Source organism: Marinicrinis sediminis, from assembly GCF_042685085.1.
GTDB classification, from domain to species: Bacteria; Bacillota; Bacilli; order Paenibacillales; family KCTC-33676; genus Marinicrinis; species Marinicrinis sediminis.
In genome coordinates, this window is sequence record NZ_JBHUMM010000002.1 from 192,678 (window position 1) to 210,467 (window position 17,790).

General features: G+C 49.7%; 14 protein-coding genes and 1 other annotated feature. Of the genes, 2 read left to right on the forward strand and 12 right to left on the reverse strand.

Going from position 1 to position 17,790, the window contains the following annotated elements; all coding sequences use genetic code 11:
* Positions 1-29 precede the first annotated feature (29 nt).
* The 4 genes from ACFSUC_RS02550 to ACFSUC_RS02565 all read right to left on the reverse strand — a co-directional run bounded on the left by ACFSUC_RS02550 (position 30) and on the right by ACFSUC_RS02565 (position 2,723).
* Positions 30-1,064, reverse strand: coding sequence for a rod shape-determining protein (locus ACFSUC_RS02550; RefSeq protein ID WP_379927876.1), 1,035 nt, complete (start codon positions 1,062-1,064; stop codon positions 30-32).
* 77 nt (positions 1,065-1,141) lie between these two features.
* A complete protein-coding gene (radC, locus tag ACFSUC_RS02555; RefSeq protein WP_379927877.1) occupies positions 1,142-1,831 on the reverse strand; it encodes a RadC family protein in 690 nt (229 codons plus the stop codon).
* Between the two features lie 45 nt (positions 1,832-1,876).
* Positions 1,877-2,455, reverse strand: a complete 579-nt coding sequence (locus ACFSUC_RS02560; protein ID WP_379927878.1) for a Maf family protein — start codon at positions 2,453-2,455, stop codon at positions 1,877-1,879.
* Between the two features lie 22 nt (positions 2,456-2,477).
* Positions 2,478-2,723 carry a DUF4321 domain-containing protein gene (locus tag ACFSUC_RS02565; RefSeq protein ID WP_379927879.1) on the reverse strand — a complete coding sequence of 82 codons (246 nt, stop codon included), beginning with the start codon at positions 2,721-2,723 and terminating at the stop codon, positions 2,478-2,480.
* Positions 2,724-2,894: 171 nt separating this feature from the next.
* Between ACFSUC_RS02565 and ACFSUC_RS02570 the strand changes: the two genes are divergently transcribed.
* On the forward strand, positions 2,895-4,322 hold the full coding sequence (locus ACFSUC_RS02570) for an N-acetylmuramoyl-L-alanine amidase (protein ID WP_379927880.1): 1,428 nt from the start codon (positions 2,895-2,897) through the stop codon (positions 4,320-4,322).
* Positions 4,323-4,369: 47 nt separating this feature from the next.
* Here ACFSUC_RS02570 and ACFSUC_RS02575 read toward each other — a convergent pair whose 3' ends face one another.
* The 4 genes from ACFSUC_RS02575 to ACFSUC_RS02590 all read right to left on the reverse strand — a co-directional run bounded on the left by ACFSUC_RS02575 (position 4,370) and on the right by ACFSUC_RS02590 (position 11,276).
* Entirely contained in the window at positions 4,370-5,644 is a 1,275-nt protein-coding gene (locus tag ACFSUC_RS02575) for an SPOR domain-containing protein (protein WP_379927881.1), read from the reverse strand.
* Positions 5,645-5,806: 162 nt separating this feature from the next.
* Positions 5,807-7,198: a UDP-N-acetylmuramate--L-alanine ligase gene (murC, locus tag ACFSUC_RS02580; protein WP_379927883.1), complete on the reverse strand. Its 1,392-nt coding sequence runs from the start codon at positions 7,196-7,198 to the stop codon at positions 5,807-5,809.
* 7 nt (positions 7,199-7,205) lie between these two features.
* Positions 7,206-8,543, reverse strand: coding sequence for a bifunctional folylpolyglutamate synthase/dihydrofolate synthase (locus tag ACFSUC_RS02585; protein WP_379927884.1), 1,338 nt, complete (start codon positions 8,541-8,543; stop codon positions 7,206-7,208).
* 60 nt (positions 8,544-8,603) lie between these two features.
* Positions 8,604-11,276, reverse strand: a complete 2,673-nt coding sequence (locus ACFSUC_RS02590) for a valine--tRNA ligase (protein ID WP_379927885.1) — start codon at positions 11,274-11,276, stop codon at positions 8,604-8,606.
* A gap of 87 nt (positions 11,277-11,363) precedes the next feature.
* Positions 11,364-11,601 (reverse strand) — a binding site (T-box leader).
* A gap of 249 nt (positions 11,602-11,850) precedes the next feature.
* Between ACFSUC_RS02590 and ACFSUC_RS02595 the strand changes: the two genes are divergently transcribed.
* Positions 11,851-12,015, forward strand: a complete 165-nt coding sequence (locus ACFSUC_RS02595) for a hypothetical protein (protein WP_379927886.1) — start codon at positions 11,851-11,853, stop codon at positions 12,013-12,015.
* A 10-nt stretch (positions 12,016-12,025) separates the two neighbouring features.
* Here ACFSUC_RS02595 and ACFSUC_RS02600 read toward each other — a convergent pair whose 3' ends face one another.
* From ACFSUC_RS02600 to ACFSUC_RS02615, 4 genes are all read right to left on the reverse strand, one after another.
* Positions 12,026-12,349 carry a hypothetical protein gene (locus tag ACFSUC_RS02600; protein ID WP_379927887.1) on the reverse strand — a complete coding sequence of 108 codons (324 nt, stop codon included), beginning with the start codon at positions 12,347-12,349 and terminating at the stop codon, positions 12,026-12,028.
* Between the two features lie 236 nt (positions 12,350-12,585).
* Positions 12,586-13,845 (reverse strand): serine hydrolase domain-containing protein, encoded by a 1,260-nt coding sequence (locus ACFSUC_RS02605; RefSeq protein ID WP_379927970.1) that lies wholly within the window; start codon positions 13,843-13,845, stop codon positions 12,586-12,588.
* A gap of 214 nt (positions 13,846-14,059) precedes the next feature.
* Positions 14,060-16,078 (reverse strand): carbohydrate-binding module family 20 domain-containing protein, encoded by a 2,019-nt coding sequence (locus ACFSUC_RS02610; RefSeq protein ID WP_379927888.1) that lies wholly within the window; start codon positions 16,076-16,078, stop codon positions 14,060-14,062.
* Positions 16,079-16,492: 414 nt separating this feature from the next.
* Positions 16,493-17,755: a LysM peptidoglycan-binding domain-containing protein gene (locus tag ACFSUC_RS02615; protein WP_379927889.1), complete on the reverse strand. Its 1,263-nt coding sequence runs from the start codon at positions 17,753-17,755 to the stop codon at positions 16,493-16,495.
* Between the last annotated feature and the right edge of the window lie 35 nt (positions 17,756-17,790).

The window sequence follows — 17,790 nt, forward strand, 5'->3', positions numbered from 1 at the left end:
CTGCAACCTCTTATCAACATGAACCCTGTCTATCTTCTTGAGCGACTGGTCGGACCACTTTTTGTTTTGAACAGATGGATATTTTCCAGGGCTCTTCCCGTGCCAATCGCGACACAATCCAGTGGATTGTCCGCTACAACTACCGGCATGCCCGTTTCATCTGCCAGTAATTTATCCAGATTACGCAGCAAGCCGCCGCCTCCGGTCAGTACAATGCCGCGATCCATAATATCTGCGGACAGCTCAGGCGGACATTTTTCAAGAGTCACCTTGACCGCTTCCACAATACTGTTTACCGTATCGGATAACGCCTCTACGATTTCGTCCGATGTCACAGAGATCGTTTTCGGCAAACCGGTCAGCAAATCTCTTCCCCGAATCTCAATGCTTTCGGTCGGATCCAGCTTCACCGCAGAACCGATCTCCATCTTGATCTGCTCGGATGTCCGCTCTCCGATCATCAGATTGTAATTTTTCTTGATATATTGAATGATCGCCTCATCCATCTCATCACCTGCCACCCGCACAGAGCGGCACGTTACGATGCCTCCAAGCGAAATAACCGCCACCTCGGTCGTCCCGCCCCCGATATCCACGACCATCGAACCGGTAGGTTCCCATACCGGCAGATCGGCCCCGATTGCAGCTGCAAACGGCTCTTCAATCGTGTAGGCTTCTTTGGCTCCTGCCTGACGGGTCGCATCCTCCACAGCACGCTTCTCTACGGCTGTAATGCCAGACGGCACGCACACCATCACATACGGATGACGCGGAAACAGCATCCGCTGCTTCTGTGCTTTGCGGATGAAATATTTGATCATGGTTGCAGTCGTCTCAAAATCGGCAATGACGCCGTCTTTCATCGGTCTGACGGCACGAATGTTGCCCGGTGTCCGTCCAATCATGCGCTTGGCGTCTTCTCCGACAGCCTCTATTGTTTTTGAATCTGTACGAATCGCGACAACGGATGGTTCCCTGACGACGATTCCTCTCCCTTTTACATAGACCAGTGTATTTGCCGTGCCCAAATCAATCCCTAAATCTCTCGTAAAACCACCAAACATGGTCCTTGCTCCTTCCTTATCCTTAAGCATCTCTGTGATGTCTTAAACCCTCTTGTTGTTATTTCTACATATTATTTCTACATATAGCCCTTCTGTTTTAGACTGATAAATTGTTGGTCGCCAATAATAATGTGATCCAGCACCTCGATTCCAATGATTTCCCCTGCGTCCATCAAGCGTTTGGTCATGTCCAGATCCTGAGGACTTGGTTCAGGATCTCCGCTCGGATGGTTATGTACACAGATAATCGAAGCGCTGCTCCTTTTTATGGCGGCACGAAACACTTCTCTTGGATGAACGATAGAAGCATTCAGGCTTCCCATGGATAAGGTTTCTTGTCCCACAACATGATTCTTCGTATTCAGAAACAGGCAAACGAAATGTTCTTTCTGCAAATACCGCAAATCCTCCATCACCAGCATTGCAGCATCCTCCGGTGTTCGGATCACGGGATGTTCGTCCAGACTGGCTCTGGACAATCGTCTGCCAAGCTCAATACTTGCCTTGATTTGCACAGCCTTGGCGGGTCCAATGCCTCGAATGTCGGTTAACTGGTCCACACTCGAATCGACCAGCGCTCGCAGGCCGCCCACTTCGCTGAAAATACGCTGTGCCAAATGAACAGCGGATTCTGACACGGTTCCGGTTCTTAACAGTATAGCTAGCAATTCCGTATTACTGACTGCCTGTGCCCCAAATTGAAGTAATCGCTCGCGGGGTCTATCCTCTAAGGGCACATCGCGCAATGTATAGCGATGTGCTTCCATGGTCATCCTCCACATTCATTTTCATATTCATTTCATTCGTGCTCATCAGGGAATCTCGATGCCAAACTCTCCCAGCATATCGGCCAGCAGTGAAACAGACATGCCCACCACATTAAAATAATCGCCTTCGATTCGATCCACCAGGGCAGCCCCTCTGCCTTGAATGGCATAGGCGCCCGCCTTGTCCATCGGTTCCCCTGTTGCGACATAGCGTCGTATTTGCGCTGCGGACAGCTCTTTCATATAAACCCGAGTACGCTTGTGAGACACCGCTTCTTTGCCGGAAGCTGCGTCCAGGCAGGCAATTCCACTATACACATAGTGGGGGCCTCCCTGCAAAGCGTGCAGCATTTGCTCTGCTTCCTCCGGACTGGACGGTTTACCCAGCTTGCGCTCGTTCAGTACCACGATGGTATCCGAGCCGATGACAATTCCCTCTGTGATCTTCGGATGTGCGCCCAGCACTTCCCGTGCCTTGCGGAATGACAGTTCCTCTACAATCTCACCGGGAGGCAGCGACTCCTCTATGGTTTCATCTGCATGACTGGGAATCACTTCGAAAGAAAGCGACAGCAAGCCCAGCAATTCCTTCCGACGAGGAGAGGAAGACGCTAGAATGATCAAGGTTGGCAGCTCCTTTCCCTGTTTACAACTTGCGGTAAAGCAAAAATGCAACGGCAATCGTCAGCATGGTCAACAGATTTAGTTTGACCTGAATATATAGATCGTATTTAATCAAGTTCAAATCTGCCTTCGGCTCCCATACCATGTCTGCCGTCTTGATCAGAAAGGATAATGCCGACACATTCGACAGCAACTCTGAAAGGATGACACCAGCCAGGCATCCCATACACAAAAAAAGAATGAGCGTCCACGTATTTTTTTTACTCAATGTCTGTCTCCTCTGCCCATGGTTTCAGATATCCTATATTATAAGGGAGAACGTTCGCCAATACAATCAAACCAAAGAAGCATTGCATGAATTTACCAATGAAGGATTCGACCAAATCCAGCAACTTTTTTCCTATCCCGAGGTATACACGTTTTGGGAGGGAAGAAAGATATGAAACTGAAATTAACTACGCTGTTGTTGTCGCTCATCGTCCTCTTAGGTAGTTCGTTGGAGTCATTGTATGCTGCCACGGTGGTGATTGATCCGGGTCACGGGGGGAGAGATCCGGGCGCCATCGGAATCAATGGTTTATATGAGAAAGAAGTGAATCTCTCGATCTCAAAGATGGTAGCCGAGGAATTGCAAAGACGAGGCTATGACATCATCATGACTCGGGATCATGACAAATACTTATCTCTTCAGGATCGTGTAAGCTTTACGAATAAGCAAAAGGCCGATATATTCGTATCGATTCACGCCAATGCGTTTCATTCCAGCTCACTGAAAGGGACCATGGTGTTGTATTATGATGACAACTATCCGCAGGCAAGCTATCCGGCTTCCTGGGAAATGAGACAGCTTACGCCGAAGAGCAAAATGCTGGCCCAATCTGTCCTCAGTGAAGCAGTGTCTCAAACCAATATGGTTAACAAGGGTCTCATTCCAAGTGCGGTGTATGTCGTACGTATGGGTAAAATCCCATCCATCTTGGTAGAAACCGGCTTCTTGTCCAACATGCAAGATGCCACCCGTCTGGCAGACCCGTCCTTCCGAAAGAAGATGGCACTGGCCATCGTCGATGGCATTGAGTCCTATATGCCTCTCAGCTTCCGGGATTTGCGCGGTCACTGGGCGACAGACTCGATCCTCAGACTGAAGGATGAAGGCTATGTCAATGGCGTTGCCGAAAACATATTTCAACCTAATCGGGCCATGACCAGAGCAGAGTTCATGGCATTTATGGATCGTGTCTTCCACTTTGCATCCAAATCTACCGTCACGGTTGCAAGTGCTGAGACCAAAAAATCCGCTGAGACAGAAGGCTCGTCCGTTGATTCTGCACCATCTGCTGAAGAGGTTCAGACCGACAAGCAAGATGGAACCGAAACGAAGCAGCATACCGATTCGCCTGCAAATGAAACCGACAACAGTGAGGATGGAACAGGTCAATCAGAAGGTGAAACTGATGAAGCACCGCCTGTACCAGACACGCCGGTTGAAGAACCTGAATCCATGTCGTACCGTGATTTGACCGAATCCCACTGGGCCTATAAAATTTTGGAGAAGGCAGTCGATTCAAAATATATCAATGGCTATCCAGATGGAACCATCCGACCGAACGATCCGATTTCCAGAGCAGAGGTCTCGGTCATCTTCAACCGAATCTGGGAAGATGGAAAGAGCAATCTCTCTTCTTCGCTTCACAGCTACGTCGATGTACCGCAGCATAAATGGTATGCCCAGGCCATCTATTTGATGCAGGCAGCCGCCATTCTAAACGGCAAGACCATCAACGAATTCAAGCCGCTTGATCATATGACGCGGGCTGAAGCCACCGTCATGCTGGATCGTTATCTTCTGCAATATCAAAAAAACTGAGAAAGACCCATCCGGTCTTCTCAGTTTTTTTCTGTTCTGTTCAGTCCCTACGAAGCAGACAGCGCATTTCTGAGATTTTTCTCCTGCATCATGACGTCCATCATGGCGGTCTGCACCTGCCATAGAAAAGCCCGTGAAGGATTGCGCGTGTATTCGGTCAATGCATTCATGGCCACATTCATCGCTTGATTCATCGTCTGCAAGATGCGTTTGATTTCTTCATTCGCCTGCTGTTCGAGGGAGGTCTCCAGCTTCATCCAGCTTTGATGGGCGGTCTGCATCGTGCGCATCGTCTCCTCTTCAAATGGTGAGGTTTCCGTCGCCTGCAGATGAAGTAGAGACAAATTGGCCATGGATTCCATCATATTGTGATTCTCTTCAAAAAACTGCGTCAGTTCATCCATTTCCGCTCCGCCCCATTTAACTGATGAGAGTGCTGGCAGGCTGTATGTCTTGACGTAGGCCTCCTTGTCTGCCTCTTTCAATATATGACTCAAATACAAGGCATCATCTCGATTCATCGTCACGCCTGCAAATACATGAAACTGTTCTCCCTGCTGCATGGATGCTGCGAATCCGCTTCCTTTCAACTGCTCTACCGCCGTCTGGGCGCCTTCTTCATTGGAAAACACGCCATGTTGCAGCATGATATACGATTGAGCGGGAATGCTTACAGCCTGATCGGTGGATGAGGGGGGCGTCAGGACAGGATTTGAATTTGGATCTGTCCCGGTACCCGTTTCGGTTCCTGAACCTGCTTCCATTCCCGCGGGCATCTGTTCCTGCACGTCTCCATCTGCAGCGATATCAACCGGTGAAGGGGCGGACCCTGTGAACAGCTGCAATACGAAAAAACCGAAAATCGCGCCTGTTGCAATGGCTCCGCCGACGGACAGCAGCAAGGTCATCCAGGGAGCTCCAGGCTTTCCCCTCATTCTCGTCCGTGCCGGTTCCATCTCTACAAATGGATCGTAAGCCTGGTCGGTCACGATAGGTCCGAAACGCATCTCGTCCTGGTCGTCATGTCTGTAAGGGGGCGGTCCCGCACTACCCTGATCTGCGGGATGATCGGGATGATCGGTTTCCTTAATCAATTTCTCCAGCCGCTCTACCTCTGCCTCAAACGGACTGCTCCAGGCTCCAAAGTCCATCGTGTACTGATTCAATCCCGGAGGGTCTTCAACCGGGTGACACGACGGGGTTTCACGAACTTCATAGTCTTCCTTGTTCAGGGGGATGATTTGCTGCTCTGACTTTGAATTTTGCTGTGATTTCGGGTTGTGATCGAAACGGTAGGTAATGGTGGATTTATTCTTTTCCATCTTGTTCTCTCCCTTGTCCATACTTACTATCAGCTTATGATAGAGAACAGGGAAATATGATAGAACAAACAGGCATCTCCCTCTTTGCAAGGAAGATGCCTGTTTGAATGAAATGGATCATGGAATGGAACAGGAAAAGATAGCACCTCGATCCTGATCGATTCAGGAAGAGGATGCCGCTTCCTGGTCTCTCAGTGCCTGGGCCAACGCATGGGACGTCTTCCAGATGTCTCCCGCTCCCATCGTAATGATCAGCTGACCGGGCTGAACGACGTCAAGCAAATGCGTGAGCACTTCTTCCTTGGTCGGAATATAGGTGACATTGGCATTGCTGTTCTCCCGAATCATGTCCACCAGTCGTCTGGAATGCACCCCTTCGATTTCCTTTTCACCTGCAGGGGCATATATATCGGTAATAATGACTTCATCCGCATCATGAAAAGCACGGCTAAACTGATCCAGCAGGAAGAAGGTACGTGAATACCGCTGAGGCTGGAAGATGGCAATGATATGTTTGTCTGTCGATTTGGCTGCACTGACAGTGGCCTGAATCTCAGTCGGGTGATGGGCATAATCATCAATGACCAGAATATCATTGATCTCGCCGAGTACCTGGAATCTGCGTTTTGCCCCGCGGAATTCCTGAATGGCCCTTGCTATGCTTGCAAATGGAATCCCGGCTTCCAGACAAACGATTGTGGCTGCCAGCGCATTGTATACATTGTACAAGCCTGGGATGGACAATTCCATTCTCCCCAGATCTTCTCCCCTGTGCAGCACATGGAAAGCCACCTTGCGGTCTCCGAGCTCAATATCGGTCGCCATATAGTCGGCATCCTGTTCAATGCCATAGGTGGTCACATTCGCCTTCACATCCGGCAGCAGTTCTCTTACATATTCATCGTCGAGACATACGACCGCACCGCCGTCTTCCTTCACCTGACTCAAAAAGGTGGCATAGGCTTTCTTCAGATTGTCAAAATTCCCATCATAATTCTCAAGATGATCCGCTTCGATATTCGTTACAATGGCCATAGCCGGATAATACTTCAGGAAGGACCCGTCGCTCTCGTCCGCTTCAGCCACCACATAATCCCCGTGTCCGGCTTTGGCATTGCTGCCAACATTCATGATCTCGCCGCCAATGATATAGGTCGGGTCGGTACCGCACTGTTCCATGATCAGGGCGATCATGGAAGAGGTTGTCGTTTTGCCGTGTGCACCGGCTACCGCCACGCCTTTCTTCGCATTCATCAGACGGGCCAGCATCTCCGAGCGATGAAGCAGCGGAATATTCAGGCGTTCTGCAGCCTGCAGCTCCACATTGTCTTTGGACAAAGCTGTCGAGAACACAACCATGTCAGCCCCTTCAACATGCGTTTCTTCATGGCCGATATAGATGTGGGCCCCTTTTTCCGCCAGTTTTCTGGTCAATTCCTGCTGGGCAACATCCGATCCGGTTACCCGATATCCCATCTCCAGCATCACTCTTGCAATGGCGCTCATCCCATATCCACCAATGCCAATAAAATGTACGTGCTCTGCTGTGCTCAAGTCCGCCTCACCAGCCTTTTTCAGATTCAGAATGATGCAGGACCCAGCTGCGAATGTCAGAAATCAGATAAAGGGTACCTGATACAACAGCCAAATCCTCTTCCTCTGTTATGTTCATCAGCTCAGACAGCGCCTTCTTCCAGTCCGGCTCTACCTGGACGTCGATATGCGCTGCTTCGGGAAATGTTTCGACCATACGCGCCAACGCTTCCGCCTGCATTTTCTTCCTGAAATCAGGTTCCGTAATGATCAAGGTTTTCACTATAGGTAGTATATGCGTCAAATATTCACGATGATTCTTCGTATCCAGCATTCCGAACAGAAAATGGACGTTTCGATCCGGATACAGCTCCTGTATCGCTTGCACCAATGCCTGTGCCCCTTCGGGATTATGCGCCCCGTCAATTAGCAAGGGAGGATCTGCCGAGAGCATCTCCATTCGGCCGGGCCAAAAGGCTTCCTTCAGTCCCTGGTGCAAATCCTCATCCTCGATGACCGCTGCATAGTATTGGCGCAGCACCTCGAGCACCATTACAGCCGCCGCCGCATTTTTCACCTGAAAGCTGCCCTTCATGGAAAGCTGCAAATTCGGAATATCTCGGAACGGACCGCTGAAATGAAATGCTGATCCCGCTTCACTACTTGTGGCTCCTGATGTATGAAATGCGTCATGAATAAAATAGCAGGAGCTCTTTTTCTCCGCTGCGACCGATTTCAATACGCGAATGACCTCGGGATGCTCTGCCGTGCTGACAAGCGGAACGCCCGGTTTGATAATGCCCGCTTTTTCGGAAGCGATCTGTGTAAGCGTGTCTCCAAGGATGTCCATATGGTCCATGCCGACATTCGTAATCGCCGTAACGATGGGAATGACGACATTGGTTGAATCCAGTCTGCCGCCAAGGCCCGTCTCCATGACGACATAATGGGGGTACGTATGCTTGGCAAAGTACAGGATGGACAAGGCCGTAACGACCTCGAACATCGTAGGAGACCCCAGTTCCGTCTGTGCAATCTGTTCCACGACAGGTTGAAGCTGATTGGCAAGATGAAGGACATCATCATCCGCGATATCCTGTCCGTTATACTGAATACGGTTCGTAAACCGCTCGATATAAGGGGATGTAAAACTCCCTACGTCATAGCCGCTCTGCTGCAAAACCTGGGCAATCATGCGGCAGGTTGAGCCTTTGCCATTTGTGCCGGCCACATGGATGACCTTCAACCTTCTCTCCGGTCTGCCAAAGGCCTCCATCAGGGCTTCCATCCGTTTTAGTCCCGGCTTGATCCCAAACGGGATCAGGGAATGTATCCATTCAACTGCTTCTTCGTACGCGTGCAGCATTTGACCAACACCTTTAAATAAAATAAACACCTGGGATGCGAACAAACTTTTACGATGCGATCAGGATTGTTGGAGCTCTTTCATCTCAGCCAATCGCTGCAGCACTTTGTCACGCTTTTCCGTGTAATCCGCTTGCTTGGCCTTTTCTTCCTCGATGACCTTCGCAGGCGCTTTGGCGACGAAATTTTCATTTGCGAGCTTCTTCTCGACCCGTTCCACTTCCTTGTCCAGGGATTGAAGCTCTTTTTGCAGCCTTGCGATCTCCTGTTCAATATCGATCAGGCCGGCAAGCGGCAAGTAAATTTCTGCACCGGTCACGATGGCCGTCATCGACTGATCGGGCGCTTCGACTTCCAGCCCCATTTCCAGATGACTCGTGCCACAGAAACGGATGATGTATTCTTCATTTTTGCGTAAAATGTCAGCCGCGCGCGTCTGGGTTGCTTTGAGAGACATCTCAATCTTGCGGCTCATCGGTGCGTTCACTTCACCCCGTATATTTCGAACCGCTCCAATGACATTTTTGAGCAGTTCCATTTGCTCCACTGCATCCGCATCCTCGAGACTGGAGGAATAGATCGGCCAGGCTGCCTGCACAAGAGTTTCTCCTTCATGAGGCAGATGCTGCCAGATTTCCTCACTGATAAACGGCATGAACGGATGAATGAGACGCATGGTCTGATCCAGCGCATAAGCCAGTACCGATTGGGTCGTACGCTTCGCCTGCTCGTTTTCGCCATACAGGTTGATCTTGGCAAATTCAATATACCAGTCGCACAAATCGTCCCAAATGAAGTTGTACAGGAGACGACCGACTTCTCCAAATTCATATTGATCCATCAGACGGGTTACGTCTTTCACAGTTTCATTCAGTCGATGCAAGATCCAGCGATCGGCCGTCTCGAGATTTCCACTCAGATCGATGTCCGATGCTTTGAAATCCTGCAAATTCATCAGCGCAAATCGTGATGCATTCCAAATTTTGTTCGCAAAGTTTCGGGTTTGCTCCACCTTTTCCCAGCGGAAGCGCAAATCCTGTCCCGGTGTGCTGCCTGTCGAAATCATGAAGCGCATGGCATCTGCGCCATACTTCTCAATGACCTCTAGCGGATCGACGCCGTTGCCGAGCGATTTGGACATCTTGCGCCCATCTGCATCCCGAACCAGACCGTGGATGAGCACATCCTGAAACGGAATCGTATCGGTGAATTCCAGCGCGGTGAAGATCATGCGCGCGACCCAGAAATAGATGATGTCATAGCCGGTTACGAGCACATTGGTTGGATAGAACCGTTTGAGATCCTCTGTCTGTTCCGGCCAGCCCAACGTTGAAAACGGCCAAAGTGCCGAGCTGAACCATGTATCCAGCACGTCCTGATCCTGACGGATATTCGTACTCTGACAGCTCGAGCAAGCCTGCGCCTCGTCTCTGGAGATCGTGGCTTCCCCGCAATCCTCACAGTACCATGCCGGAATCCGGTGTCCCCACCACAGCTGGCGAGAGATACACCAGTCTCTGACATTCTCGATCCAGTGCAGGTATATTTTCTCGAAGCGATCCGGGACAAACTGCACGCCTTTGCCTGACTTTTGCGCCTCAATCGCCCGCTCCGCCAGCGGCTTCATCTTCACAAACCACTGGGTGGACAAATACGGCTCCACGACCGCTCCACTTCGTTCACTGTGACCTACCTGATGAACATGCTCCTCAATCTGAATGAGCACCCCTTGCTCCTGCAGGTCTTGCACAATCTGCTTGCGGCATTCGAAGCGGTCTAGGCCCTGGTAAGGCCCGGCTTGACTGTTCATAGTCCCGCCTTCGTCCATCACGAGAATTTGCGGCAGCTCATGACGATTTCCTACCTCGAAATCATTCGGATCATGCGCAGGTGTAATCTTGACCGCCCCGCTGCCAAATTCCTTCTCAACGTATTCATCTGCCACAATCGGAATCTCGCGATTGACAATCGGCAACGTCAATGTCTTGCCAATCATATGCTGGTAACGCTCATCTTCCGGATGAACCGCTACGGCCGTATCGCCCAGCATCGTCTCCGGTCGAGTGGTCGCCACGACGATATGTCCACTGCCGTCAGATAACGGATATTTCAAGTGATACAGCTTGCCCTGGACTTCCTTGTATTCGACCTCAATATCAGACAGCGCTGTTCTCGCTGCTGGGTCCCAGTTGATGATATATTTGCCCCGATAGATCAATCCTTTTTCATACAGACGAACGAACACTTCCCGTACGGCCTTCGACAACCCTTCATCCAGCGTAAAGCGCTCCCTGGAGTAATCCAGTGAGAGCCCCAGCTTGTTCCACTGGGCGCGAATGGTATCGGCATAATGTTCCTTCCAGTCCCATACCTTTTCCAGAAACTTCTCTCTCCCCAGATCATAGCGGGAGACGCCTTCCTCTTCACGCAATTTTTGCTCGACCTTCGTCTGAGTGGCAATGCCAGCGTGATCGGTACCAGGCAGCCACAGCGTATCATATCCTTGCATCCGCTTCGTTCTCACCAGAATATCCTGTAGTGTGAAATCGAGCGCATGACCAATATGAAGCATACCGGTTACATTCGGGGGCGGGATCACAATGGTATAGGTTTCCTTGTCCTTGCGGTCTCCTGCCTTGAAAAAATCATTTTCCGTCCAATACGCCCCCCATTTCTGCTCGGCTTCCTTGGGGTTGTACGTAGTGGGCATGGAGATTTGCGGTTGTTCGCTCATGAATGGAGCCTCCTCGTGCATCATGTCTTTTCTGTGTATCAAATGTTAAATAACAGGGTGAAAAATATACAAAAAAACCTCCCGTCCGCAAAGGACGAAAGGTTCTGCTTCCGTGGTACCACCTTTATTCCGACCCCGTATACAGATCAGGTCGGCACTCGAACGCAGATAACGGCTGCGAACCGGCTCAAGCTTGCGCGCAATCTGCTGCTCACTCAAGCAACTCTAGGGCGACTTCGGCAGATACATCCTGTGGAATCTCTCAGCGCTGCAATTCCACTCTCTGAAGGGTTCACTGCTTACTACTCCCGTTCTCCGTTATTTTTCAATTTCACTTTCAAGTTCATTTCAAGTTCACTATTACTTGATTGATTCGGCTGCTGTCTTGCTTGATAACGTTGCTGCTATTGCGTCTATCATTCATATGATAACCGTGTTCAAGTCCAGAGTCAATAAGCGAATGTCCGGATGATGTGTGAAGGGTTCTCATCCATCTCATGCGTGCATATATCTAATAAGCGGATTCCGTGTTCCTAAAGCGTCATGTCCAACTTCTGCAAAGGAGGATTCCATCATGCATCAATGGTGGCTGAAGATACGCCTGTCTCTGCGTGCCGTCATCTTCCCGCTGATCTGCATCCAATTTTTTCGCACGCTGCTCTTCCCGACTCCTTTTGATGTGTTTATCCTGTTCGTTCTCTTTTTGGCTTATCTGGGCTTTCTGTTGCAGGTGTATTGAGTCTCGGGGATTACCAGTCCCACTTGCCTTTCCCGAGGCCAATCTTTTGCTCCAGCAGGTTCATCAAGGACTGCTTTTGAGGTTGCAGCGCGTCTGTTGTACAGACCGACTCCGGCTTGAAATGCAGTTCTTTTGCTTTAGCCAGGCTCGTCTCACTCAAATTATTGGTCGTTTCTGCGTGTTCAAAACAAGGTGGTGCAATATACGTGCTGTGCGTACGCTCCAGAATAATTCTCGTATCTCCTGGAGGCTCCGTCTCCACTTCAATGAACATCGCCGCGATCATGCCGATCACAAGCACAGCCGGCAGTCCGATCAGCCATCCTTTTTTCATCTCTCGCTCACTCCAGTTCCTTCGAGCAGGTACGTGAAATGTCTCCTGCTGCAATCTTGATCAGAGACATCATATCATACCCCCTGCCCTCAAGCTATGGACGAGAAGTGAACGGCGCTCCCCAAGCCGAGCGGATCAATACCATCGCCTGTCTTGTTTATAGCCTGACGGGATATGAGCAGACTTCTTTCTCTGTCCTACTGTCTTTCTGTCTTTCTGTCTAGCTGTCTAGCTGTCTATTGAAGAAGAAGGTTGCTTTCAAAATCAGCAAGCATTTGATTAATCTTCGTCTCCAAACCTCCGCGTTGCATGGAATCCCCAATATTGGTAAGGAAGATGGCAATCGTATCCTGGTCCGATTTCAAACGGATTAAACTGGTGAAGTCAACCGTATGACCAGTATGATATATCCATCCTTTCGCATCATTTATATTCCATCCATATCCATAGCCTTCCCCGTTTACCGCCTGCTCGGGTGTCAACATGCGCGCATAACTTTCCTCAGACAAGCCTTCTTTCCTGAGGATGGCCAGTCCCCACTTGTGAAGATCTTCCGCTGACGCATACAACCCTCCAGCAGAATAAAACACCGAGGCATCATACTCCATGAACGGGGATGCTTCGGCCTTTCCATCATATTCATACCCCTTTGCAAACGGCTCTTGTTTGCGGTCTTTTTCCAAATACCCCGTGTGGTTCAGCTCCAGCGGTCCCAAGATGCGCTGCTGCACATAATCCGCGTAGGACATTCCGGATGCCTTCTCTATCAGCGCACCCAGTACCACGTAGCCGGTATTGCTGTAATGATACCCCTTTCCCGGGTGAACGGGCTTTGTTTGCGCATCCAGTGCAAATTGGAGTAGCTTCTGAGCAGTCACTCCTTGTGTCCACCGTATCAATTCGAGCTGTTCCATTTGTCCGATCTCAGCCACATAATCTCCAAGTCCAGCGGTATGGGTAACCAACTGATGAATGGTCATCCCATTGTTCACAACAGGATGATCGATATAATCCGATACAGGATCATTCACATTCAGCTTTCCTTCCTCCTGCAAGGCGAGTATGGCGTAAGCTGTAAAGGCCTTGGATAAAGAACCGATGCGAAAGACGGTATCGGTCGTATTCGGCACTCGCTCTTCCATATCGGCATCTCCGTATGCCCGGGAAAACAGGACATCTTCTCCCCTAGCAAACAAGATGACCCCGTTGAACTTTCTTTCCGTCAGAAACGTATCCAGCTCGGAAAAGCGCTCACGCATGGCCGGATCATCCATCTTCTCGGAAATCTTCTCTTTCTTGCCGTCATCCTGCTCCGAAGTAGGGTCCGCTTCGTTCACAGGGACGGAGATCGAAGTCGGGGCGGGGGGTGAAACTTCTTCATTGGACGAGTGTTTGTTCTGTTCATTGTTGCATGCTCCCAGTACGGACAGGATGACGACAAGTAGGATTAGTAGTGCAAAAGACTGCACTCGTTTTTTCCTGGTTGCTGTGTTCATTGTAGGCAATACACACACCTCTTTCCTGAATATGTATATCTCCTTATACGATTGTCATTGAAAGAGGTTTCATTATATATATTACCAGATCTAGATGAACTCCAATAAAAATCCCTCCTGACAGTTCCTTGCGCAAGTAAGAAGCACCTGCAAACAAGGGATAACAACTGTGCAGAAGGGAGGGTACAACACGCAAGTCCATGCAATGAATTAATTAGAAGCTGACATTTACAACTGGATTACTGGCAGATACGGTATAGGTTCGATTTCCACCGCTCTGCCACTGGACATTATTATTGGCATCCTTTTTGATCGCCTTGAATTCAATGGCTTGTCCGGCAGGCAAATCAACCGTAAAGGTCCAGGTCGGATAATTCGTTGTGCTTCCTGGGCCCAGGGCTTGAGCCGTATTCCAGTTCCCCAATTCGGAGGTATTGCCGACGAGGTATACATTTTGCCCCCAGGTCGTGGTCGCATTTTGAATGTTAAAGGTCACCGTAACCGTATTCCCCGGGTTGGTCGTTCCCGGCTTGGTAGCGGTTACAACCCCGTCCTTGATCCAGGCATCCTGGGTTACCAGATAGCCGGGATTCTGTGAAGCCGGAACTTGCTGGCCATTGCTGTTGAAGATGACGCTGGCCTGATCCCATCCGTTGATGGTATAGGCATACCAGCCATCTCCCTCAGAGGTCATGGCCACGCCCGGCCAGGCAGCGCCTTCTCGGGTTGGCGTCACAGAATCATCATAATAATACATATTTGGGGTTCCCCATCCGTCCGGTTTGTAGAAGTGAACGGTCAAGTCCCCTCCAGGGGTTACCACACCGGATTCATAGAGAACCGCAATTTGTCCACCGCCCAGATTACCCGTCAATCTTCCATTAGAGACGGTGAAGGTTCCGCCGCCGCTGGCCTTGTTCTGATAAGTGCCATTTGCGAGGTTTGTCGGAGAATCAATATATGCATTGCCTCCGAGATTGATAATCGCCGTTCCTTTCGTTCCACGATCTACGATGAGGATTTCATTCCCCTGCGTGCGCATATATTCATTTTGTCCGACCATCGCGTTGTGGAATTGATTGATAGCCTTCACATCCGGGTCCTTCCACAGGTTGTCCCCTGGTTGACCGAGACTGGAAGCAAACTTGCCTCCTCCCGCCGGGCGGTTGAAGAACAGGGAAGTCGTACCGGAACGTGCTGCGATCATGGCCCAGCCCATCTTGAGCTGCCAGTCGCTCATGTAGGTAGATTCGTTTCCGTCGTTCGCATAGGTATCATGCGATTCTACCCAGGTAACCAGCTTGGACGGGCTGACTCCGCTCGAACCGTAATCTACCAGGTTGTTCACACTCTTGTTGCTATGATGACCAACCGCATTTCGGATTCGGTGCCCATAGCTGGATGGCGTCACACTCATGTAATTGGCGTACCCGGCAAAATTGTCCGCGCCCCCTTGCAGTACCTCTCCATACAAGTACAGGTTGTTGGCATTGTTGAGGGAACCGAATACACGCGGCCAGAAATTGGAGCCAGCTGGATCATTCGGAAGCTCGATATGCTTCGCTGCATCGAAACGGAATCCATCCGCACCGAGACTAATGGCATCATTGAGGAAGTTAATGATCATGTTTTGCAGTTCCTGATTGGAAGTGTTCAAATCAGGCAGACCGATGCCCCACTGTGTCACCTGCCATCTGTCATTGTAGTTTTCAATACCTCGGGCTTCATGCCAGAAGTACGGATTGTTCTTGATGGCCGGATCTACATTGTTGGCTGGCGTATACTGCAAGCCACCACCCCCGGCATTTCCGGTATGATTAGCTACGACATCAACGATAATGCTGATTCCGTATTGTTCTGCTTCCTCACACAATCTCTTGAACTGATTGCGATCTCCTAACTGATTGTTGCCAATATAGAAGTTGGTTGGCTGGTAGAGTACCCACCAGTAACTGCCACCCATCGTCGGTTCCTTGGTGCCTTGAATCGGGGATGTTTGAATCGACTTGAAGCCTGCCGCTGCTATTGCAGGCAGATTGTTGGTAATGCTGTCAAAGGACCAGTTCCATGCATGGAAAATCAGACCGTCTTTCGTCTGTGCCGGCAATCCATAATTCGTCGCTGCCTGTACCTGCTGCTGAGGCGGTTCCGCGATAGGAACGACACCCCACGTCTGCAGCATCATAACCGCTGCTAATATTACACTCCATACTGCTTTTTTTCCGAATTTCATCCTCTTACCCCTTTCATTTGTTAGTTTGCCTGTGCCTGCTGATACATCCAACTCGTACATTTCGCACTGCCGCAAATAATTTTTTAAATGCACCGAGTCATGAATGCGCTTACAGACCTATGGACAATACATCCTTTGGACTCTATAAATCTGCTTCATCCCTCCTTATAATAAAAATATACAGCTCAACACGGTGTCTGCTCCCTGCCTGTCCTTCCCAAATCCACAGAATGGAAAACGCTTTCTTGATTCCATTTAGTAAACCGGTTTCTTTATTTATTACATATATAATATCATTTAATGAAAATAATAGTCAAGTTATTCTACTAATAAATAAAAGAGAGTACAGCGGGAAACTGTACTCTCTTCATGCTCTAAAGTGTATTCTACTTGTCTCGTGACACTCATCCCCGGTTATCCGAGGGATGGAATATACAAGATTTGCCCTTCTTCGATGTGATCCTGCTCCAGGCGATTATAGAGCAACAATTCCCGCGGGTTCATCTCATAGCGTTCTGCAATCGTGTCGATGGTATCCTGCTTTTGCACGATACACAGTCGCATCCGCTTGAATTCATCCTGCTCCTGACGCTGGCTCAGGAACAGACTTTTCCATGCAGCACCGCTGCTGCTTTCATCTTCCGTTGACGCATTGCCTGCCTGGATGTCGTCTGCTGCGGCGTCTTGCTCTTCCTGGCCTTGCTCGTCAAAAGGCTGATCTTCTCTATGTATGAGCGATTTGAGGCCTTTCATCAGTCCCTTTTTCTCCGGGACTTCCTCGGTCACTTCTGCCGCTTCCTCTTTCTTCGAACCAAAGGCAATTTTCATTTTCTTGCCCTTCTCCGGCTGTGGTTCTACCTGCTCTTGCTCTGCGGCTTCCTCATTCAACATCGGATTCGGCTGGTTCATCTCATTCGCTTCCTGCATTGCTTTATTGAATTTCTCAGCAGCTTCATTCATCACTTCTGATTGTTCATTCGCTGGAGCCTTTTCCTTACCCTTTTCCATGACAGAATCGGGTTTGTTGTCATCCTTTTTGGCAGGTGCTTGTTTGGGCATTTCTTTCTTGGCTTCCTGCTTGGGTTCTTCTTTTTTCTCCGGCTTTTTGGCAGGCGGTTTTTCCTCCACCTGCTGTCCGATGGAAGGGGTATCCTGATTGGCCGGAAGCTTTTCTCCTCGCAAGGCGGCCTGATCTTCCTCATTCGATACCTGATCAGCATTTGACAAGGCACTGGTTTGAGCCTCTGCCTGATCGCCTGCACGGCTGTATTCCCTCTCCGTTTCTTTCCATACCTCATCCGCTTCCGAAGTACGCAGCATTTCAATGCCATCGAGCGACAGCACCCCTGTTACACTCAAGCTGCGCGGATTCACCAGATCGATGTCAAAATGGTCGATGTCCACCTTTAATTCATCAAGACTCGTAATCCGGCTCATTGGCAGCGTAATTTCAACCGGGATCTCGTGCTGCAGCTTTTGCAGACTTCTATTTTCGGAAACGGTATAGGCACCGCTTAGCAGTAAATGACCTTTTAAAACCGCTTGTTCGGCTTGGGACATGACTTCAATTTTAGGCAGCAGTTCGATTTCTTCAATTTGCTCCAGTCCGTCCAGTTGCTGCTGCAATTGCACTCGCTCGTAAATATCAAACCGCAATCCTTTTGGGTCACCGGTCACCGCTATTCCTCCCTTCTCCATGTCTACTCTGTACA